Annotated in this window: 19 protein-coding genes; 8 read left to right on the top strand and 11 right to left on the bottom strand. The window is 71.9% G+C overall.

Translation table 11 applies throughout. The features are described from left to right. The first annotated feature begins 205 nt into the window (after nt 1-205). Together D458_RS0100990 and D458_RS37815 are read left to right on the top strand one after the other, a co-directional pair. A complete protein-coding gene (locus D458_RS0100990; RefSeq protein WP_017584859.1) occupies nt 206-1,060 on the top strand; it encodes an SGNH/GDSL hydrolase family protein in 855 nt (284 codons plus the stop codon). Between the two features lie 125 nt (nt 1,061-1,185). After that, nucleotides 1,186-2,190 carry a GNAT family N-acetyltransferase gene (locus D458_RS37815; protein ID WP_017584858.1) on the top strand — a complete coding sequence of 335 codons (1,005 nt, stop codon included), beginning with the start codon at nt 1,186-1,188 and terminating at the stop codon, nt 2,188-2,190. Nucleotides 2,191-2,229: 39 nt separating this feature from the next. Here D458_RS37815 and D458_RS0100980 read toward each other — a convergent pair whose 3' ends face one another. Then, complete coding sequence (locus D458_RS0100980) at nt 2,230-3,444, bottom strand: ADP-ribosylglycohydrolase family protein (RefSeq protein ID WP_017584857.1); 1,215 nt, start codon at nt 3,442-3,444, stop codon at nt 2,230-2,232. Between the two features lie 240 nt (nt 3,445-3,684). Here D458_RS0100980 and D458_RS0100975 point away from each other — a divergent pair, with 240 nt between their 5' ends. Together D458_RS0100975 and D458_RS0100970 are read left to right on the top strand one after the other, a co-directional pair. Further along, the gene (locus tag D458_RS0100975; protein WP_017584856.1) at nt 3,685-4,257 is read left to right on the top strand and encodes an NADPH-dependent FMN reductase; all 573 of its coding nucleotides are present in this window, start codon (nt 3,685-3,687) and stop codon (nt 4,255-4,257) included. Nucleotides 4,258-4,480: 223 nt separating this feature from the next. After that, nucleotides 4,481-5,314, top strand: coding sequence for a MetQ/NlpA family ABC transporter substrate-binding protein (locus D458_RS0100970; protein WP_017584855.1), 834 nt, complete (start codon nt 4,481-4,483; stop codon nt 5,312-5,314). A gap of 14 nt (nt 5,315-5,328) precedes the next feature. Here D458_RS0100970 and D458_RS0100965 read toward each other — a convergent pair whose 3' ends face one another. The 4 genes from D458_RS0100965 to D458_RS0100950 all read right to left on the bottom strand — a co-directional run bounded on the left by D458_RS0100965 (nt 5,329) and on the right by D458_RS0100950 (nt 8,647). Further along, on the bottom strand, nt 5,329-6,177 hold the full coding sequence (locus tag D458_RS0100965; RefSeq protein WP_017584854.1) for an alpha/beta fold hydrolase: 849 nt from the start codon (nt 6,175-6,177) through the stop codon (nt 5,329-5,331). Between the two features lie 134 nt (nt 6,178-6,311). Further along, nucleotides 6,312-7,235: a F510_1955 family glycosylhydrolase gene (locus tag D458_RS0100960; protein ID WP_026118872.1), complete on the bottom strand. Its 924-nt coding sequence runs from the start codon at nt 7,233-7,235 to the stop codon at nt 6,312-6,314. 94 nt (nt 7,236-7,329) lie between these two features. Continuing rightward, a complete protein-coding gene (locus tag D458_RS0100955) occupies nt 7,330-8,004 on the bottom strand; it encodes a DUF305 domain-containing protein (protein WP_017584852.1) in 675 nt (224 codons plus the stop codon). A 109-nt stretch (nt 8,005-8,113) separates the two neighbouring features. Beyond that, the gene (locus D458_RS0100950; protein WP_026118871.1) at nt 8,114-8,647 is read right to left on the bottom strand and encodes a hypothetical protein; all 534 of its coding nucleotides are present in this window, start codon (nt 8,645-8,647) and stop codon (nt 8,114-8,116) included. Between the two features lie 176 nt (nt 8,648-8,823). Here D458_RS0100950 and D458_RS0100945 point away from each other — a divergent pair, with 176 nt between their 5' ends. Further along, nucleotides 8,824-10,389, top strand: coding sequence for a long-chain-fatty-acid--CoA ligase (locus tag D458_RS0100945; RefSeq protein WP_017584850.1), 1,566 nt, complete (start codon nt 8,824-8,826; stop codon nt 10,387-10,389). Between the two features lie 162 nt (nt 10,390-10,551). Here the strand turns inward: D458_RS0100945 and D458_RS0100940 are convergent, their stop codons facing one another. The 4 genes from D458_RS0100940 to D458_RS0100925 form a co-directional block, all read right to left on the bottom strand. After that, nucleotides 10,552-12,204, bottom strand: a complete 1,653-nt coding sequence (locus tag D458_RS0100940; protein ID WP_017584849.1) for a glycoside hydrolase family 10 protein — start codon at nt 12,202-12,204, stop codon at nt 10,552-10,554. 290 nt (nt 12,205-12,494) lie between these two features. Next, nucleotides 12,495-13,061 carry a type I-E CRISPR-associated protein Cas6/Cse3/CasE gene (locus D458_RS0100935; RefSeq protein ID WP_017584848.1) on the bottom strand — a complete coding sequence of 189 codons (567 nt, stop codon included), beginning with the start codon at nt 13,059-13,061 and terminating at the stop codon, nt 12,495-12,497. Between the two features lie 189 nt (nt 13,062-13,250). Continuing rightward, nucleotides 13,251-14,213: a GNAT family N-acetyltransferase gene (locus tag D458_RS0100930; RefSeq protein WP_017584847.1), complete on the bottom strand. Its 963-nt coding sequence runs from the start codon at nt 14,211-14,213 to the stop codon at nt 13,251-13,253. Nucleotides 14,214-14,482: 269 nt separating this feature from the next. After that, entirely contained in the window at nt 14,483-15,481 is a 999-nt protein-coding gene (locus D458_RS0100925; protein WP_017584846.1) for an ABC transporter substrate-binding protein, read from the bottom strand. Nucleotides 15,482-15,817: 336 nt separating this feature from the next. Between D458_RS0100925 and D458_RS0100920 the strand changes: the two genes are divergently transcribed. Beyond that, the gene (locus D458_RS0100920; protein WP_040702041.1) at nt 15,818-16,663 is read left to right on the top strand and encodes a PP2C family protein-serine/threonine phosphatase; all 846 of its coding nucleotides are present in this window, start codon (nt 15,818-15,820) and stop codon (nt 16,661-16,663) included. Here D458_RS0100920 and D458_RS0100915 read toward each other — a convergent pair. Further along, the gene (locus D458_RS0100915; protein WP_017584844.1) at nt 16,623-16,823 is read right to left on the bottom strand and encodes a hypothetical protein; all 201 of its coding nucleotides are present in this window, start codon (nt 16,821-16,823) and stop codon (nt 16,623-16,625) included. The genes D458_RS0100920 and D458_RS0100915 overlap by 41 nt on opposite strands. Nucleotides 16,824-17,281: 458 nt before the next feature. On the opposite strand from D458_RS0100915, the gene D458_RS0100910 reads away from it, so the two are divergent. Further along, nucleotides 17,282-18,253 (top strand): TauD/TfdA dioxygenase family protein, encoded by a 972-nt coding sequence (locus D458_RS0100910; protein ID WP_017584843.1) that lies wholly within the window; start codon nt 17,282-17,284, stop codon nt 18,251-18,253. Between the two features lie 149 nt (nt 18,254-18,402). Beyond that, entirely contained in the window at nt 18,403-18,795 is a 393-nt protein-coding gene (locus D458_RS0100905; RefSeq protein ID WP_017584842.1) for a RidA family protein, read from the top strand. Between the two features lie 39 nt (nt 18,796-18,834). On the opposite strand, the gene D458_RS0100900 is transcribed toward D458_RS0100905, so the two are convergent. Beyond that, entirely contained in the window at nt 18,835-20,145 is a 1,311-nt protein-coding gene (locus D458_RS0100900) for an MFS transporter (RefSeq protein WP_017584841.1), read from the bottom strand. Nucleotides 20,146-20,172: the final 27 nt, after the last annotated feature.

The following is a 20,172-nucleotide window of genomic DNA, read 5'->3' as shown; positions in this document are numbered from 1 at the left end:
GGCCGGACAACCCCGAGGCGGGCCTGGAGCCTCCCGCTGATCTGCGACTTCCCGGATCGCTCCGCGACACTTCGGTGGCCCGCGGTGGGTTTCGCACCCATGGGCCGGGTCCGCCCGGCATCATGTGAGAGCAGTGCGGGAAACAACGGAAAACAGCGGAGGCCCCGTGGGGAAGCAAGGGTTGGCCAGGGCAGTCGTGGCCACAGTGGCTACTGTAGGTATTGGGATCGCTACCTCAGGTCCGGCCCATGCGGACCACCAGGACACCGGGCCCACACCCCTCGACTACGTCGCACTCGGTGACTCGGCCGCGGCTGGCCCTCTCATTCCCGACCAGGATCCCAACATCGCGTGCCTGCGCTCCGATCGGAACTACCCCAGGGTCGCCGCGGAGGCACTGGGCGCCGACCTCACCGACGTTACCTGCTCCGGTGCCAGGCTCTCCGACTTCTCCGGCCGGCAGTTCGGCTTCCTGCCACCGCAGTACAGCGTCCTGGACGAGGACACCGACCTGGTCTCCCTCACCATCGGCGGCAACGACGTCGACCTGGTCAGCGCCGCCCTGAGCTGTGTCAACCTCCTCCGCGAACCCCACGGGGACTCCTGCGAGGAACGCTTCACCCAAGACGGGGCCGACCGGATCGCCGAGGACATCGAGGCCTGGGAGCCCGAACTCGACCGGGCCCTCACCGAGATCCGCGACCGTGCCCCCGACGCCGTGATCGTGGTCGCGGGTTACGGCACCTACGTCCGTGAGGGCGGATGCTGGCCCGTCCAGCCGGTCTGGGGGCGCGACGCCGACTACATCCAGGGGTCGGTGGACCTCCTCAACGAGGCCCTGGAACGCCAGGCCCTCGCACACGGCGGAACCTACGTCGACCTCGCCGAGGTCAGCGTCGGCCACGACGTGTGCGCCCCGCCGAGCGAGCGCTACCTGGAGGGCCTGGTCCCCACCAGCGTCGCGGCCCCGCTGCACCCCAACGCCCGGGGCATGGCCGCTTTCGGTGAAGCCCTCGCCGAGGCCGTCGGCGCTCCCGCCCGGCCGGAGGAGTCCCTCTGACCTGTGTCTCCCACCCGCCCTGAGGAGGCGGCCCCGGCGCCGGTGGTCCGGGAAAACCCTTGGATCGCAGCGGCGCCCCGAGTGCATGCTGTGGGGGCCGTTCCCACACCTGGAGGACCTCGCCCATGATCGCTCGGATCGACCCGCACGACGCCCACGCCTTCTCCGCCTGGTACGAGGCCAAACGGGAGGGGTGGCTGGCCGGTCGGGAGGAGGGCGCTGTCATCTCCCACGACCTCCTGCGCGGCAAGGTGACGGCGGACCGTGACGACGCCGCTTTCCAGCTGTACGCGGCCTGGGAGGGCGAACGGATCACGGGGGTCCTGATGGTGATGCTGCCCCTGAGGGAGAACCGGCAGGTCGCCGAAGTGACCATCGCCGTCGTGCCCGAACACCGGGGCCGGGGGCTGGGCACCCGCCTGCTCGCGGAGGCCGACCGGGTGCTGGCGGAGGAGGGGCGCACGGTCGCGACCACCGAGGTTCCCGTGCCGACGGGGCGGACCAGGCAGGCCTGGCCGGGCTCGCGCTTCGCCCTCCGGCACGGGTTCGAGGTGGGGCTGGAAGAGGACGCCCTGAAGCTCGCGCTCCCTGTGGACCCGGAACTCCTCACGTCACTCCGTCCCGACACCGGCTCCTACCGGCTGCGGGAGTGGACGGGCGCCTGCCCCGACGGGATGGTCGAGGCCTACGCCCACATGCGCACCGTCATACAACAGGACATGCCGACCGGGGACCTGGAGGTCGCTCCCACGATCTGGGACGTGGAGCGCGTCCGGGCCCTGGAGAGGCGTATGGCGGACGCGGGCACGGACGCTCTGGTCACCGCGGCCGAGTCCGCCGAGGGCGAGCTCGTCGGGTTCACGAGCCTCCTCCTGCCGGCCGGGCAGGACATCGTCCACCAGGAGGACACCCTGGTGGTGGACGCGCACCGGGGCCACCGCCTCGGCACGGCGCTGAAGGTGCGCAACCTGGAACGTCTGGCCGGAGCCTTCCCGGACCGTTCGGTCGTGCGTACCTGGAACGCCGTCGACAACACGTACATGCGTGCCGTCAACCTGGCCCTGGGCTTCGAGGTGGACGAGCGCTACCTCGAACTCCAGCGCCCGGGCCCGCGGACACCGGCCTCCTGACGTCCGGTGTCCCGGGGCGGGCACGCGCCCGGCTCTGACTCAGTACCCGGAGTGGGCGGCGGCCCAGGCCCCGTGCACCCCCTCGCGGGCCGGCTCGGACGGCGGACACGGCCCGAACTCCAACGCGGCGTCGGCGGCCAGCCCGATCACCCGCTCCCGCACCTCCAGCTGTGACTGCCAGTGACCGGGGAAGGCGTGCACCCCGTACCGGGCGCCGATCAGGCTTCCGCACAGGGCCCCGATGCTGTCGCTGTCCCCCGAATGGTTCACCGCCAGCCGGAGTCCGTACCTGCCGACCTCGGGGATCCCCCTGTGCGAGGAGTACCCGGGTTCCAGGACCGGGGCGGTGGCGGGCGAGGCGAGGTCCTCGGCGCGCAGGGCCACACACGCCGCCACCGCCAGGGCCTCCTCCGAGGTCCAGCCGTCACCGAGCCCGGCCAGGTCCCAGGCGGTGGGAACACCACGGGAGGCCGTCTCGACCGCCGCGTCCAACGCCCGTGAAACCTCCTCGTGGCCGCTGCGGCCCTCCAGCAGACCCCGGGCCTCTCCCAGGGAGTCGGCGATCTCCCCGTCGCGGACCAACCCCCACACCGTCGCGGCGAACACCCCCGCCGCCAGCTGGGCCGTGCGGTGTCCGTGCGTCAGGGCGGCCACGCGCACGGCCAGGTCGAAGGCGTACTCGGCCTTGCCCGCCCCGAACCCGCACGGGGCCACCCGCACCACGGCGGCGCACCCCTTGGAGTTGTTGACCGGTTCCTCCACGGTGCCCAGCGGCCGCCCCGGTTCCTTGCGCGCCTCGGCCTCACGCAGCGCCGCGACCGTGGCGGCCCCGTAGCCGCGTGGGGAGTCCAGGGGGTCCGGGAAGGCCAGAGGCGCCCGAGGCCCTCCTGCCGGGGCCGGGGCAGGGGCCGTTCCGGCCGAGGGGCCCGGTTCGGTTCCGTCCCGGTGGATGCGCACCCACCCGAGGTATGCCGTCTGGACCATGCCCACGGCGGCCCCGCCGATGCCCTTGTCCCGTTCCCGTACCGACGCCCGGATCAGGGCGTCGGCGGTGCGCAGGGTCAGTTGGGTCTCGTCGGTGATCGCCCCGACCCCGTAGGAGCCCTCGGCGTACTCGGTCAGGCCTCGCGGCCCGTACCGTTCGTGGATCTGGTCGAGCCCGAGCCCTTCGACGGGTGCTCCGAGCGCGTCGCCGATGGCGCCGCCCATCAGGCAGCCGGTCAGCCGGTCGGGAACGGGTGAGGGGGTGTGCATTGCAGGATGTTAGGCGGCTTCGGTCCGGCTTACAAGCCCTGTGCGGCCGGGCTTCGCGGTGCGGGGAGGGGCCTTCCGCCCCGCCCGGCCGGACGGCGCCGAGGAGCTCTCCCGGAGGTGTGTGAGAGCGCTTCCCGGAGGTCGGAGAGTGCCCCGTGGGGAGGTTCGGGGCCTCGGCGTGCCACTCTGGGTGAGGTGCGTCGGAGCGGTACGCGGACGAGGGTCCGGTGAGGGGCGGGTATGGCGGAGCGGGTGGTCCTGGGGATCTGCGGGAGTCTGCGACAGGGGTCCTACAACGCCGCGCTGTTGCGCCTTGCCGAGCGGGTGCGTCCGCAGATCCGTGTGGTCGGCGCGGACCTGGCGGGACGCCTGCCCCTGTTCAACCCGGACGTGGAGGCCGACGAAGCCGTCTGGCCCGACGCGGTGCGCGAGTTCCGCGAGCACGCCTCCCGGGCCGACGGGGTGCTGATCGCCACCCCCGAGTACGCGCACGGCCCCGCCGGGGTCACCAAGAACGCGATCGACTGGCTGGTGGGCGCGGGAGGCCTGGTCGGCAAACCCACCGTTCTGATGAGCGCCTCACCGGGGCAGGCGGGCGGGATGCGCGCCCACACCCCGCTCATGCCCACGCTGACCCTGTTGGGCGCGGTGCTCGTGGACTGTGTGGTGGTCTCCCGGGCCGGTGCGCGGACGGACGCTTCGGGGGAGTACGTCGATCCGGCGGTGGTGGAGCGGATGGGACTGGCCATGGGTGAGTTCGCGGACGCGCTGTCGTACGCGGACCGCAGGAGTACAGGGCTCGCCGGTCGGTGATCCGCCCCGGTCGGGCAGGTGACCCGGCGTGGGGGCGGTGGTTCCCGGTGTGCGATCCTCTCAGGGGCGCCGATCGCCCTTCGGGCTGGTCAGAGCGTGTGCGCTTGGTCACTGAACTTGTGTTCCCGGGGTAGTCCTGATTTAAGATCGGGTAAATAGGAAATTTGGTACATCGAACCCGGATTTCCTGGATCCACCCGTCCGCAGTACGCAAAGGACCCTCATGCGCCGCGCCACCCTCGCCGTCCCCGCCGCCCTGGCCCTGTTCGCGGTGACCGCCTGCGGTGCCCCCTCCGAGAACGCCTCGGACGCGGCCAGCGGCGAGGACACCCTCGTCGTCGGCGCCACCGCGGTCCCCGCCGGTGACATCCTCGACTTCATCGACGCCGAGCTGGCCGCCGACGCCGGTCTCGAGCTGGAGATCCACGAGTACTCCGACTACATCGCGCCCAACGCCGCACTCGCCGAGGGCCAGCTGGACGTCAACCTCTACCAGCACGAGCCGTTCCTGCTGGAGTACAACGAGGGCAACGGCACCGACCTCGTCGCCGTCGAGCAGGTCTACCTGCCCCCGCTCGGCCTCTACTCCAACGTCGTCGACAGTGTCGACGACCTCGAGGAGGGCTCCGAGGTCGCGCTGCCCAACGACCCCACCAACGAGTTCCGCGCGCTGCTCCTGCTGGAGGAGAGCGGGCTGATCACCCTCGCCGACGGGATCGACGAGGCCACCTTCAGCCTGGGCGACATCGAGGAGAACCCGCTCGACCTCCGGTTCCGTGAGGTCGAGGCGGCGCAGCTGCCCCGCTCGCTGGACGACGTCGACGCCGCCATCGTCAACAACAACTACGCGCAGGAGGCCGGGCTGGACTTCGAGGAGGACTCGATCCTGCTCGAGGAGTTCGAGGGCAACCCCTACGTGAACGTCCTCGCGGCCCGCTCCGACAACGCCGACGACCCGCGTATCGCCACCCTCGTCGAGCTGCTGACCTCACCGGAGACGGTCCGCTTCATCGAGGACGAGTACCAGGGCAGCGTCATCCCGGCCACCGCCGAGTAGCGCCGGGCCCGTGCTCAGGGCGCGGAGAGGAAGGCGTCCAGGGCGTCGAGCCAGGCCTCCGGCCGGTCCACGTGCGCCATGTGCCCCGCGCCCTCCAGCACCACGGCCCGGGCGTTCGGCAGGAACCCGGCCGCGCGCTCGGCGAGGGAGGCGGGGAAGGTCATGTCCTCCCGCCCGTGCAGGAACAGCAGAGGAGCGGCCAGAGCACGCAGCCGTTCAGGGCCGTCGGGCGGCCTCGGTGAGTCCAGCGAACCCGCCAGGAAGCCGGGCACCCACTCGGCGGACCAGGAGACGCGGTCGAGCAGGGACAGGTAGGAAGGAAGCCGGTCCGGGTCGCGGACGGCGGCCGGCGCCCCCGCGACGGCGGCCTCCCGGACCAGGTCGGGGCCGGTCAGGCCGGACTCGGACCACACCCTGGCCTCGGCCCCGCGCAGGGCGTCCCGTTCCGGCCAGGGCCCGAAGTCGGTGTCGGCGACCGGCCACAGGGTGCTGGACGCGATCACCGTCCGCCGCACTCGGTCTGGTGCGGACAGGAGGACGCGCTGGGCGATCTGCCCGCCGGTGGAGAACCCGAGCAGGTCGAACCGATCCAGCCCCAGCCGGTCGGCGAGGACCACCAGGTCATCGGCGGCGGCCTCGAAGGAGTACCCGGCCGGGCCGAGCCCCCGCGTCGACCGCCCGCAGCCCCGCAGGTCCGGCAGGAGGACGGGGCGGCCCAGCCGGTCCAGGGGTTGGCGCAGGTAACTGTGGTCCCAGTCGGGGCCGCCGTGGACCACCAGCAGCGGTGTGTCCCCGGGCGGCCCGAGGGACGAGCAGAACAGGCTGACTTCGGGGTTCTCCCGAATGGTGACGAACTCTCCCATGCCCCGAGTCTGACACCGGGCCCGCCCGCTGGAGGCCGTCCGTCACGGGCGGTCCCGCCGAGCGTCGACTCGGAGGCCCGGGGGAGCGCTCCCCTGAGAACGGAGAGCGCCCCCGGGGCCCCACACCACCGGCCTCACCAGGCGTCGAAGGTGGAACCCCCGTCCGTGGAGCGCGCCACGTGGAGGTCGGCCACCACGATGACCTGCTCCTCGTCGGCGTGCAGTGCCTCCGGAGTACCCGGAAGCCCTCCGGCGCGCTCCCAGCCGGCACCGGCGTCGTCGCTCCGGTAGACGCCGCCGTCCACCGCGACCCCGAACACCGTCTCGCTGCCGGGGACCCAGTCGACCAGCGCCAACGGGGGAGCGTCCGCCACCGCGTCGAACCCGGCCCCGCCGTCGGTCGAGCGCACCGGGCCCTCCTGGGTGGTGGCCACGACGGTCCCGCCGTCGTCGGACACGGCCAGGGCGAAGACCTCCACCCCGGGGGACAGGTCCGCCCAGGTGACGCCGTCCTCGGTGACGCGGAGCGCGCCGTCGAAGCCGACCACCAGATCACCGGCGGAGGCCAGTGCGTGGAAGTCGGACTCGCCCGCCAGGGACAGGGCCTCCCAGTTCCGGCCGCCGTCACGGGTCTCGATCAGGCCGACCGGGTCGGGCATGTCGGTGTCCCCCGCGGGGTGGCCGCTCGCCAGGTAGTGACCGGGCCCCTGGACGGTGAAGCCCATGAGGTCGATCGCGGGCCCGACGTGCGCCGGTACCGTCGCCTCACGGGTCAGCCGATCGGGGGCGGGCACCGTGAACAGGCCCGAGTGCGTGGCCACCAGGACCTCCCCGGACTCGGGGTCGACCCCGACCCCGTGCACGTGTCCGGCCTCCTCGGGAAGGGCGACCCCGACAGTGTTCGCCGCGCCGCCTCCGTCCGGTCCAGCGGGTCTCTCCGCTCCGGCCTGCGCGTGCACGCCCGCCTCCGGTTCCGCACATGCCGTGGCGGCGGCGAGCAGTCCCGCCGCGGCGAGCGACGCGAGGGTTCGGGCGGGTGTTCGTGTTCGGCTTCGCATGGCTCTCTTCCGGGTTCTCGGGTGACACCTCGGTCTCACCCAGGGGCGGGGTCCGGCACCCGTGTACCGGACCCCTGGGCTCTCTCCGCGAACCTCAGTGCCCCGAGTGGTCGTCGTCGGTGGCGTCCCCGTCCGGGGTCTCGGTCCCGGACCCCTCGGAACCCGGTTCCGCGTCCTCGTCACCCAGCATCTCGTTCATCTGCTCGATCTCGCTCTCCTGGGCCGTGATGATCTCCTCGGCCAGCTCGCGGGCCTCGGGGTTGACCCCGTCGTCGAGCTCGGTTCGGGCCATGTCCACGGCGCCCTCGTGGTGCAGGACCATGGACTGCAGGAACAGGGTGTCGAAGGCCTCCCCCTCGGCGGCTTCCAGCTCGGCCATCTGCTCGTCGGAGAGCATGCCGTCCATCTGGGAGTCGTCCATGCCGTGCTCCACCCCGGCTCCCCAGGTGTCGAGCAGCGTCTCCATCTGCTCGATCTCCGGCCCCTGGGCCTCACGGATCTCCTCAGCCAGAGCCAGGACCTCGTCGCCCGCGCGGGTGTCGGCGAGGTCGGCCATCTCGACGGCCTGCTCGTGGTGGGGGATCATCATCTGCGCGAAGTGCACGTCCGCGTCGTTGAACTCGGCGGACTGCTCCTCGCTCTCCGGGGTGGTGGTCACGGTGTCCCCGCCGCCTCCGTCGCCGCAGGCCGCGGCGAACAGGGCGGTGGCGAAGGCGGCGGTGGCCGCGGTGAGGACCCGCTTCTTCAGGGCACGCTCGTACGAGGTCATGGCGACCTTTCCTCTCTGGGTTCTCCTCGCCGCACGGGTCCGGGCCCGTGCGGCCGTCTGCGGTGCGTGGCGCGTGGCCGGCACGGGAGGTGCCGGCCGGCGCGGGCATCTAGACGCGCAGCACCTGTAAACGGGCCAGAGAGGGTTCGTCGGGTGTGGGGAAGGGGGACCGCGGAAGGCGGGGGACCGGTCCTGCGGGGCTCAGGGGTGGCCCGGGCCAGCGGGTGAAGGCGATGGCGGCCACGCCCAGCAGCACGACCGCGAAGGATCCGAGGGTGAGACAGGCCGAGGTCGGGTCGAGTTCGGGGAGCGCGGCCGCGTGCTCCCCGTCGCCCCAGGACGCGCTGTCCCAGGTCGGGGAGTGTGTTCCGGCTTCCGCGGCGGGACCGGTCGCCGAACCGTGGCCGGACCCGGCCGGGACCCCGGTCGCCGCGGTGTGACCGGCTCCGGCACCGCCGTGCACGTGGGGCGCCGGAGTGGGGGCGGCGAGCTGGGCGCCGGGGGACGCGGTCGAGGCGTGCGCCTCGTGCTGGAGGTGGCCGAGCGTGTGCATGGCCCCGAAGCCGAGCAGCAGCACACCGATCAGCAGGACCCGCGTCCAGGCGGGTCCCGTGCGGCTGCGGCGCGGCGGGGACGGCGACATGTGCGCCAGCATACCCCTACCCCGGTGGGGTACTCGATCGGGGCGGGCGGAGTGTCGCCCGGAGTCGGAAATGTCCGCCGACCGTGTTTCCGGAAAATCCACCATTGACACCGCGGCGTCCTCGTATATACGTTCCGGAAACATACCGTCTGGTCGGTTAAATCCTAGGTGGGTGCATGAGTTTCAACCTCGCGACGATCCTTCAGGAATCACGGCGGGAGAACCCGGACAAACCCCTCTGCCACATCAACGACCTGGAGTTCAGTTACGCCCAGGTCGACGAGATCTCCGGGCGGGTCGCCGGCGCCCTGCGCGGCCTCGGGCTGGAGACCGGCGACCGGGTCGCCGTCCAACTGCCCAACCTCCCGCAGTTCCTCTTCACCTACTTCGGCATTCTCAAGGCGGGCCTGGTCATGGTCCCCCTGAACCCCCTCCTCAAGGCGCCCGAGACCGCCTACCACCTGAACGACTCGGGGGCGCGGGTGTTCGTGACCTTCGAGATGTTCGCCGAGGAGGCGGTGCGGGCGGTCGACCTGGCCGGGGAGGCAGCGGACGGAACCGGGGAGGGGATCCGCACGTACGTCGTGAACGTGCCCGGCAACGACGAACGCCCCGAGGGCACCCTCCACTTCGACGAGCTCTACTTCGCCGAGGACATCGGTGACCCCGAACCCACCGGGTCGGACGACACCGCCGTGCTGCTCTACACCAGCGGCACGACCGGCAGGCCCAAGGGCGCCGAACTCACCCACTTCCAGATGTACATGAACTGCACGGTGGGCGGGGACCTCTTCGGGTTCCGCGACGACGACATCGGCCTCGCGGCCCTGCCGCTCTTCCACATCTTCGGCCTGTCCAGCGTGCTCAACGTGGCGGTGCGCAACGGCGGCACCGTCGTGCTGGTGCCCCGGTTCGAGACCGCCGCGGCGCTGGAGGCCATGGAGCGGCACCGGTGCACGATCCTCACCGGGGTACCGACCATGTACCAGGAGATCCTGCACAGCGACACCGGGGGCCGGGACCTGTCGTCCCTGCGCGTGGGGGTGTCCGGTGGCGCGTCCATGCCGGGCGAGGTCATGCGCGCCTTCGAGGAGAAGTTCCCCGGGGTGGTGATCCTGGAGGGGTACGGGCTCTCGGAGACCTCGGCCGGGGCCACCTTCAACATCAACGCCGAACAGCGCAAGGTCGGCTCGATCGGGAAGCCGCTCTGGGGCGTGAGCGTGCGCGTGGTCGACCCCGACGACCAGCCGCTCCCTCCCGGACCCGACCACGTGGGCGAGATCGTGGTCCGCGGCCACAACGTGATGAAGGGGTACTGGAACCGTCCGGAGGCGACCGCCGAGGCCTTCCGCGGCGGCTGGTTCCACACCGGCGACCTGGGTTACGCCGACGAGGAGGGATACCTGTTCGTCGTCGACCGCAAGAAGGACCTCGTCATCCGCGGCGGGTACAACGTCTACCCGCGTGAGGTCGAGGAGGTGCTGTACGAGCACCCCGAGGTGACCGGGGCGGCGGTGATCGGCCGCCCGGACGAGCGCCTCGGGGAGGAGGTCGTGGCCTGCGTGTCCCTGGCCCCGGACGCCCAGGCCACCGAGGAGGACCTGGTGGCCTTCTGCAAGGAGCGGCTGGCCGCCTACAAGTACCCGCGTGAGGTGCGCCTGCTGGACGAGCTCCCGGTGGGGCCGACCGGCAAGATCCTCAAGAAGGAACTGCGCCCCCGGGTCACCGGGAGCAACGGGTAGGTCCCGCCGGCGGGCAGATCCGGTCAGCGGGCCGGTCCTGGGAGCGCCCGCCCCGGCCCCGGGCACCCGAAGGGCCCGGCACCTGCGTGGTGCCGGGCCCTTCGAGCGCTCTTCGTCACTGCCCCGGGTCGGCGGCCCGGGTCCGGGACGCCTCACAGGTTCCTAGGGCAGGTACCGCGGTGTGCTGGCGCGGCTCTCGTGGTGCAGCCGGTGCAGGGCGGTCACGTAGTACGTGGTGTCGGTGCCGGCGGGCGCGGTGAAGGTCGCGGAGCCGTCGTCTCCCGCACGCACCGTGCCGAGCATGGCGCGCGGGTCCTCGATGCCGCACCGGGCCTGCTCCTGATCGGGCCGGCCGTCGAAGGCGTACACCGCGTAGTAGGCGGGCGCCTCGCCGGTGCCGGGCCTGATGTCCAGGACGGTGCCGTCCCCGCCGGCCCGCGCCTTCACCTTCGGCGGGGCGGGGGCGGTTCCGCCGAGGTCCTGCTTGACCGGCACCAGGGCGGGGCTGGAGTAGTGGTCCTCGACCAGGATCCCCATGGCCTCCTGGGCGTTGGTGCGCAGCGAGGTCGCGCTGAAGTAGACGTCGCCGTGGACCCCGGGGTGGTCCTTGTTGAAGTCCAGGTGGCCGGAGAGTTCGTTCGGGTCCTCCCAGGCGCCCGCGTTGCCGACCTTGTAGGCGGCCTGCCCGATGTACAGGTGCGTGCCGGTCTCCGCGGCGACCTCCTCCCACCAGGGGACGAGGACCGAGTAGTCCGCGACGGGCAGCCCGATCTCCCAGTAGACCTGCGGGTTGATGTAGTCGAGCCAGCCCTCCATGACCCACTTGCGGCTGTCGGCGTACTGGTTGTCGTAGGACTGCGAGCCGTTGGTGTCGGAGCCCTCGGGGTCGGTGCTGGAGTTGCGCCAGATCCCGAAGGGGCTGATGCCGAACTTCACGTGCGGCTTGGCGGCCTTCACCGCCTCGCTCATCCCCTGGACCATGAGGTCGACGTTGTCGCGCCGCCAGTCACCGATGTCGTCGAACTCCGCCCCGTACTCGGCGTAGGTGTCCTCGTCCGGGAGCTCCAGGTCCGCCACCGGGTAGGGGTAGAAGTAGTCGTCGAAGTGCACCCCGTCCAGGTCGTAGTTCTCGACCGAGTGCATCATCGCCTCGATCACGAACTCGCGGGCCTCGGGGATTCCGGGGTCGTAGTAGAGCTTGCCGCCGTACTCGAACACCCAGTCGGGGTTCTGCCGGGCCGGGTGGTCCTCGACCAGGGCGTCGAGGTCGTCGTGCATGGCCACCCGGTACGGGTTGTACCAGGCGTGGAACTCCAGGTTCCGGGCGTGGGCCTCCTCGACCGCGAACTCCAGCGGGTCGTACCCGGGGTCGCCGCCCTGTTCCCCGGTGAGCCACTCGGACCAGGGTTCGTACGGTGACGGCCAGAAGGCGTCAGCGGTGGGTCTGATCTGCACGAACACCGCGTTCAGGCCGTTGTCGACGGCCTCGTCGTACAGGTCGACCAGGTCGGCCTGCTGCTCCTCGGGGCTCTGCCCCTGTTCGACGGGCCAGTCGATGTTGTGTACCCCGGCGATCCACTCGGCCCGCATCTGGTGCTTGGGCGGGGCCTCGGGGTCGGCCACGCAGGGCGCCTGGTCCTCGGGTGCGGGTTCGGCGGCGGCCTGCGGGGCGTGGAGCAGCGCCGCGGTCAGTGCCGCGGTGAGGGCCCCGCCGAGGAAGGCGGTCCGGGAGAGGGCGCGCGGTGCGGTGGTGCGGGGGAACGGAGCCGAGGGTTCGGGCCGTGCGGCGGGTCGGTTCCGGTGCGGGTACGCCAAGGTTGCTCCTTCAGGCTTGCGTCGTACGGTCGGGGACCTGGGAGGAGCGCCGCCTTTCGGGCGCTGCTCCGGCGAGTCCTTGTGCGACGGTCAGCTCGGGCTTAGGAGAAAACCTTCATGATTTAACCGCTGATTGCAACACTCCTACGCGAGGTTGGGTCAAATGGGCTGAATGTGAGCTTTCAGATCAGAAATCCCTTTGTGGGTGAATTCTGACTGCGCTCCCTGCCCGCCCCCGCGCTCACCTGCGTCTTTCCCGCCTTCCTAGGGGGCGTCCCCGCCGGTGTGCCTCACGGCGCTTCCAGCGGCGAGGCGAGGAGCAGCCCGGCGCCGGTGGCGGTGCCCGCACCGATGCCGTTCAGGGCCAGCTCCTGGAGCGCCTCACTGTCCTGGACGATGGCTTCCCCGGTGAAGTGGTAGCGGGCGGGGCGGCCGCCCAGGCGCTTCCACTTCGCCGACGTGACGCGCAGGGCGCTCCCCAGCTTGAGGTCCAGCCACTCCTCGAACTCCGGCTCCGGCAGGGCCACCTTCTTCACACGCGGCTCGGGGTTCGCCTCGGTGGGCTCAGCCTCGCGCTGGGTGGTGGGTGCCGTGATGAGCTCCCAGCGGATGGTCTCGCCCTCCGTGTGACGGGTCATCGGCAGGATCGAGGCGGCGTAGGCGCCGGTGATCTTGCCCCAGGCAGGCGCGGTGTCGGAGCTGATCACGAGCGTGGTCGGCGAGATGCGCGCCCACAGCACCCGCGCGTCGGACCCGGGGTCGGGGTCGACGGACCTGCGTACGATCTTGCCCATCACCGCCCACTGGTCCATGCCGACGGCGCGCTTGGGATCGAGGCTGATGCGGGACAGGTACAAGGATTTCCGATCTGGGTCGTCCCGCCGGGGCGGGGAACGTGTGCGGACACGGGTCGAAGGGAGAGTCCCGGACCCGCGGTGAGGCTTTCAGCCTACGAGGGGTGGGCCCCTGGTCAGCCCACCCCTCGCTGCGTCAGTGCCCCGCGCGCCGCTTCGGCGCCCGGGACACCGCCGACGTGCCGCCCGCTGTCACTCCCAGGTCGTGTGGATGGCGCGCTCGGAGTCGGCGTACCCGGCCCGCAGGAAGGCGTTGACCATCGGGACGTTGCCCACGTCCGTCGCCGCCCTGATGCGGGGAACGCCCAGACCGGCCAGGAGACGTGTGCCCTCGGCGAGGATGTCGTCGATGTACCCGTTTCCCCGGTGCTCCGGCAGGACCGCGAGGTAGCCGATCACCGGGTTGTACTCGTTGCGCGCGGGGGTGGCGAACCCGACGGGCGTGCCGTCGGGCAGCGTCGCGATCCGCCACCAGTCCCTCGGACTGGTGTACCGGGCGAGTTCGTCCTCGAACATCCGCTCGGCCTCCTGCCGGGCGGTCAGCCGGGTGAGGCCGGCGAGGCTGTGCGCGTCCAGGGTGCCGTCCAGGACGCGGACCATCAGGCCCAGGAGCTCCTCGGCGTCCCGGATCCGGCGGAACAGCAGTCGCCCGCTCGGCGGCGGGACGGGTGTCCCGGGGCGCCACTCGAAGCGGACCCGTTCCACGAGCACGCGGGCCCCGGTCCGTTCCAGGGCGGCCAACCGCTCCTGGACCGGCCGTTCGGTCGCCGGTTCCGCACGCCAGTCACGGGGGACGAAGCGGATGTGGTTGGGCGGTGGGGTGCCCGGGGACAGGACACGGGCCATGGCGGTGCGCAGGAGCTGTTCCGCGGTGTCGACACGGCCGGAGGCCTCCGGAGGGGAGTCATCGTCGTCGACGTCGAGGATGTCCAGCAGCGAGGGGGTGTCGCCGCCCGACGAGGTCCACCAGGCGGCCCGGGCGACGAGCCGGTCGCCGCGCAGGGCGACCCACATCCACTCGGGGCGGCGCCGTCCGGAGTCGAGGTCGTCGGCGAGCTCGTGGTTGAGGGTGTAGGGGAGCCGGTTGAAGAGGTCGAGCTCCGCGCGCCCGGTGATCGGGCGCAGGGTGAGGCTGTGGTGCTGTTCGGTGGTCAAGGCACACTCCAGTGAGAGCGCCCGAAACTTCAGCGGGTCAGCGGTGGTCCGCCGACCGGTGGAACTCGGGCGTGGTGACGGTGATAAGCATGTCCATCGCTTATCCCTCCTCTTCCTCGAAGATGCACCGGCACGGTGCCGGTGACGGAACCAACCGTTCTACCGGATCGGGCGCCGCACCGCATCCTCTTTCGCGGGTCCCACGGCCCTCCGCGCTGCCCGCACCACTGCCCTCGTACCCCTGCCCCCGCGCCCGACCTTCGGGCCCTCTAGGAGAGGGCTTCGTCGATCCGCGGCGCCAGGTGTTCCAGCGCGTACGGCACGGACAGCACGGAGTTGTAGGTGACGGCGCCGCGCTCGTCCAGGGTGGTGGTGACGACGGCGTCCTCACGCACCACGTCGAGGGTGTCGAACACGCTGGAACCCTCGGTGATGTCGAAGTCCTCGTCGTCGCTCATCACGAGCAGCAGGTCACCGTCGAGCAGGTCCACGCGCTCCGACGACAGTTCCACGAAGAACTCGTCGCCGCTGTCCTGCTCGGTGACGGCCTCGGGGATGACGAAACCGAGCGACATGAGGAACCGGCCGCGGGCGTCCCCGGGCAGGTAGGCGCCGTACTTGCCGTCGTAGGGCAGGACCGCGGTCCCGGTCAGCCCCTCGAACTCCGGGTACTCGGCGCGCGCCTGCTCGACGAGCGCGTCGGTGGCCTCGTTGAGGGCGGCGCCCTCCTCCGGGCGGCCGAGCGCGGTGGCGATGACCTCCGTCGCCTCGTCGCGGGGCACGGTGTAGGCGGCGGTCCCGGAGGGGCGGGCGACCACGGGGGCGATCTGGGAGAGGCTCTCGTAGACGGCCTCGTCGAACCCGGCGGAGACGCCGATGATGAGGTCGGGCGCGAGGTTGGCGATCTGTTCGATGTTGGGCTCGGAGTCAGAATCGATCCGGGTCAGCTCGGCGCCCTCGACCAGTTCGTCGGTCCACGGGCCGAGGCCGGACTCGTAGAAGGTGTAGCCGGTGTTGCCGACCGGGACGAGGTCCAGGGCGAGGACCGCGTCGGCGTCCGTGACCCCGAGGGTGACCACCCGCTCGGGCTCCTCCTCGACGGTGGTGCTGCCGAACTCGTGCTCGATGGTCACGGGGAAGGCGCCCTCCGCCGTCCGCGAAGCGGAGCCGGTCTCCGGAGGGCCGTCGTCGGCGGTTCCGCAGGCGGTGAGGGGGAGGAGGGCGACGAGGGCGCACGCGATCGAGCGCGGGGCGGGGCCGGGGGACATGGTGCTCCGTTCGACTAAGGTGAGGCACGCCTACCTTAATGTCCGGGTTCGGTGGGTATGCCTGTGGCCCCCGGCGCACGTGCGCGGTCCCCGGCAGTGAGCTCGCTGTTCCGGTGGGAGTTTCTCGATCGCCGCGCGCAGCAGAGGGCCCGAGGGCCGGGCCACGTGGGCCTCCAGGAAGGCCTCGAGCCGCCCGCGGAGCGCAGCATCACCCCGTCACTGCGGTGGGTGTCCAGTCGGGCCGCGAAGGCCTCTGCGGTCAGGTCGTCGGCCACGGGCGGAAGATCACCGGACGGGGCCTTCCCGGGGCCGGGGCCCAGTGGGAGAATCCCGGGAATGAACCGGAGCCCGGGATGTGTCGCGTGTGAAGGGACGGTCGCCCCCGACGGCCACTGCTGGGACTGCGGCGCGGACCAACCGGACTTCCGACTGCGCATGGAGGTCACCGGGCCCGGCGGCGCCGCGGGGGTGAGCGACCGCGGACTGCGGCGCGGGGTCAACGCGGACGCGCTCACCGTCGTCGACGCGGGCGGTGCCCGAGGGCCCGAGACTTCGGGAAACACACGGGCGTGGACGGTCGGGGTGGTCTGCGACGGGGTGTCCATGTCGCCTCGGGCCGAACGCGCCGCACAGCTCGCGGTGGAGGTCGGCGGCGCAGCCCTGGCCGAGCGGCTGACCGCCGGGGACCTTCCCGAAACCGCTCTGTGCCGCTCCGTCGCGCGTGCCGGTCAGGCCGTCGCCGCCCTGGCGGGCACCGAACCCACCGCGCCCGCCTGCACCTACGTGGCGGGCGCGGTCGGACCCGAGGGCCTGTGGGTGGCCTGGGTCGGGGACAGCCGCGCCTACTGGCTCCCGGAACGTGGCGGCCCGGCCCTGCCGCTGACCGAGGACGACGCCGGGGAGTTCGGCGCGATCTCGGCGTGGCTGGGCGCCGACGCGGAACCGGGCGAACCGGGCGTCCGAAGCCTGCGCCCCACGGGCCCGGGGGCGCTCCTGCTGTGCACCGACGGCCTGACCCGCTATCTCCCCGCGGCGGAGGACCTCCGGGCCGCGATCCCGCACCCCTGGCCCCGGAACTCGTTCCTGCCGGCCGCCCGCGGCCTGGTCGGACACGCCCTGGACCGGGGCGGGCACGACAACGTCACCGCGCTGCTCCTGCCGGTGGGTACTCGGTGCCCGTGAGGGCTTCCCAGACCACGGGGAGGTCGATGCCGACCACCGCCATCGTCCAGGTCCCTTCGTCGGTGTCGAAGGTGATGACGGTGTGGTCGCTCAACCCCTTGACGAGAACCTCGGCGGTGGTCGTGTCCCGCGTGGTGAAGTGTTCGCGCCGCTCCGGCACGTGGACGGGATCACGGGAATCCTACGGAGAGGACTGCCCGAGCCGGTTCGCCGGGTCGGAAACCCTGTTGCGGGTGGGGAGGCCGGGACCTGGGACGGTTGACAGACGGCGCACGGTGCCCCACCCTCACAGCTATGAGAACCCCCTTGTTGAGCCGCCCGACCGCCAGCCGGTCCGCCAGGGCCGCTGACAGGGCGCGTCGCGGCACGCCGGGCATCATCCTGCGCCGCGGACGCCTGGGTTCCCCTCCGCGCCGTTGATCCTCCGGCGCGTCCCTTCCGCTCCGTGAGCCCTGCTCCGGTGGGGCCGCCGACCGTCCAGTGCGCTTTCTCCGGACCGTCCGGGCCGTCCCGCCGACGGCCTCGGCCGGCCTCCGTTCCGGTTCCTTCGAACCCGTGACTCAGTTCCTCCCTCCAGCGACCGCATTGCCGTTATTCCCGACCAGAAAGACAGAGAATATGAGTTCGACCCTCAGCCCGAGAGCCGCAGCGGAGGCCGCCGAGGCCACCCGGCCCGCCGAGCCCGCCCTTCGTGAGAGCGGCGCCGTGGACACCGCCCTGGTCGAGGGGCCGCGCACGCTGCGCCGACTCCCCGAGGGCGAGGTGTCCCGCCCCTACGAGCTGTTCGAGGTCCGGCCGCTCGGCGCCCTCATCGGGGCGGAGATCCACGGCATCGACCTGCGCCGGGAGATCGGCGAGGAGCTGCGCGCCGAGCTCAACCGCGCGCTGCTGGAGTTCAAGGTGGTCTTCTTCCGGGGCCAGCCCATCGACTCCACGCGCCAGCAGGAGATCGCCCGGTTGTGGGGCGAGCTGGAGACCAACCCGTTCATCGACCAGGGCGACGACGCCCACGTCGCCCGGTTCGCGAAGGGCGAGGCCCCGCCCAGCTACGAGAACGTCTGGCACACCGACGTCACCTGGCGGGAGGCGCCCGCCCTCGGGGCGATCCTGCGCCTGGTGGAGGTCCCGCCGGTCGGCGGCGACACCCTGTGGGCGGACATGGCCGCCGCCTACGACAACCTTCCCGAGGAGGTCAAGAAGCGGATCGAGGGGCGTACCGCCGTCCACGACGTGATCCCCGGCTTCTCCCGCTTCCTGGACAGGGACCGGCTGCTGTCGTGGCAGGACCGGTTCCCGCCGGTCGAGCACCCCGTCGTGCGCGTCCACCCCGAGACCGGGCGCAGGACGCTGTTCGTCAACGTCTCCTTCACCACCCGGATCGTCGGGATGGACGACGCGGAGAGCGACGAGCTGCTGCGCTTCCTCTTCCAGCAGGCGCACACCCCCGAGTTCCAGGTGCGCTTCCGGTGGGAGCGGAACTCGATCGCCTTCTGGGACAACCGCGCCACCCAGCACTACGCCGTGAACGACTACCACCCCCACCCGCGCGTGGCCGAGCGCGTCGCCATTGTCGGCGACCGGCCCTTCTGATCCCGCTCCCGGCCTCCGGCCCGACCAGGACCTGAACCGCCGTCCGCCCCCCCCCGGGAGCCGGCCCCGGGGGGGCGGGTATTGACCTGAAGTCCCCTTGAGGTTTTAGCGTTGGCGTCCGTCAGGTTCCCCTACCGGAAGGCCTCCTCATGCGCCGCACCACCGTCAACCCATGGACCTACCCGGAGGGCATGGACCACGGAGTCCTCATCGAGGGGCACCAGCGGTTGCTCTTCGTCAGCGGACAGTGCTCGGTCTCTGCCACGGGGGAGTCGCTGCACCCCGGCGACATGCGCGCCCAGACCGCGGCCGCCCTCGACAACGTCGAGGCGGTACTGCGCAAGGCGGGGATGGGTCTGGGGAACATCGTCCGTATGAACACCTACGTCACCGACGTGGACGCCTTCTTCGCCGAGGCGGGGGAGATGATGGCGGACCGGCTGGCCGCCTTCGACGTGCGCCCGCCCGGGGTCTGCGCCGAGATCAGCCGCCTCGGTCGCCCCGAGCTGCTCGTGGAGCTGGAGGCCTTCGCCGCCGACTGACCTCCTGGGCGGGCCGATCCCGTTTTCGGCCCCTGGCCCTCACCCGCCCCCGTCGGCGGTGCCCCTGACCGGGCGCAGGGTGAGTGCGACGGTCAGAGCCAGCGCCCCCACCGCTCCGGTCAGCGCGTAGACAGCCAGGTAACCGCCGAGGTGCGCGGCGGCCAGCACCGCCCCGGTGACCGCGATCAGGGTGGACGTGAGCACGGACTCCGAGACCTGGAGAGCCGAGCTGTTGCGGCCCCGCAGTTCCTCGGGGGACAGCACCAGCACCGTCGAACTGATCTGCGGGACGGCCATCCCCATGCCGACACCCATGAGGACGAAGGCCCCGGCCGCCGCGACGACGGGGACCAGCCCGGCGACCATCAGTGCGGCGCCCACCGGGCCGCAGAGGACCAGTGCGGCGGCGCGCCACAGAAGGTCGGGGCGGTGCGGACGGCTACGGGTGCGCCCCTGGAGCCAGGCGCCCAGGGCCCAACCCAGCGCCCCGACCGCGATCACCAGCCCGGAGAGCGCCGGAGCGTAGCCCAGTTCGTCCTGGAGGTACAGCGGGACGTAGACGTCGGCGACGGCGGCCCCGCCCAGCAGGGCGCGCAGGACCACCAGCCGGGGGATGCCCGCGCGTGCGGTCAGCGTCCCCCTGGGCAGTAGCCGGGCGGCCGTGACCAGGACCAGGGCCACGCTGACCACCGTCCCCAGGGCCGACCAGGTTCCCGGCTGCTGCCCGGACAGGTGGAGCCCCAGGAGCGCCGCGGCCCCGACGATCGACCAGACCACCCGCCGGTCCAGTACCGAACCCCCGCCGTGGCCGGGCCCCGCGTGACGCACCACCCCCACCAGGCACAACAGTGAGACGGCGGACCCGGCCAGCACGAGCGCGAACACCATTCGCCAGTGCACCGCCTGCACCAGGAGTCCGGAGACCAGCGGCCCGGCGACCGACGGCAGCAGCCACGCGGCGGTCAGCAGCCCGAACATGCGCGGACGTACGTCCTCGTGCACGAACCGGGCGATGACCACGTACAGGACCACGGAGTCGATGCCGCCGCCGATCCCCTGGAGCAGTCGGCCGACCACGAAGACACCCATGCCGGGTGCGGCCACACACAGGGCGAGCCCGGTCAGGAACGCCGCCCCGCCGAACAGCAGGGGCCGCAGCGGTCCGTGCCGGTCCGCCCATGTGCCGCCGAGGGTCATGCCCACGAGACCGGTGGTCACCGCTGCCGCGAAGGCCAGCGAGTACCACCGCTCGGCACCGAGGTCCCGGGCCACGACCGGCAGGGCGGTGGTGACGGCGAAGATCTCGAAGGCGATGAAGGTCATCAGCACGAACACGCCGGCCACCAGCATGCGGCTTCCGGGAGCCCAGAGGCGGAC

Origin of the sequence: Nocardiopsis ganjiahuensis DSM 45031 (assembly GCF_000341085.1) — a bacterium.
GTDB lineage: Bacteria > Actinomycetota > Actinomycetes > Streptosporangiales > Streptosporangiaceae > Nocardiopsis > Nocardiopsis ganjiahuensis.
This window is presented reverse-complemented; position numbering and strand designations above follow the sequence as displayed.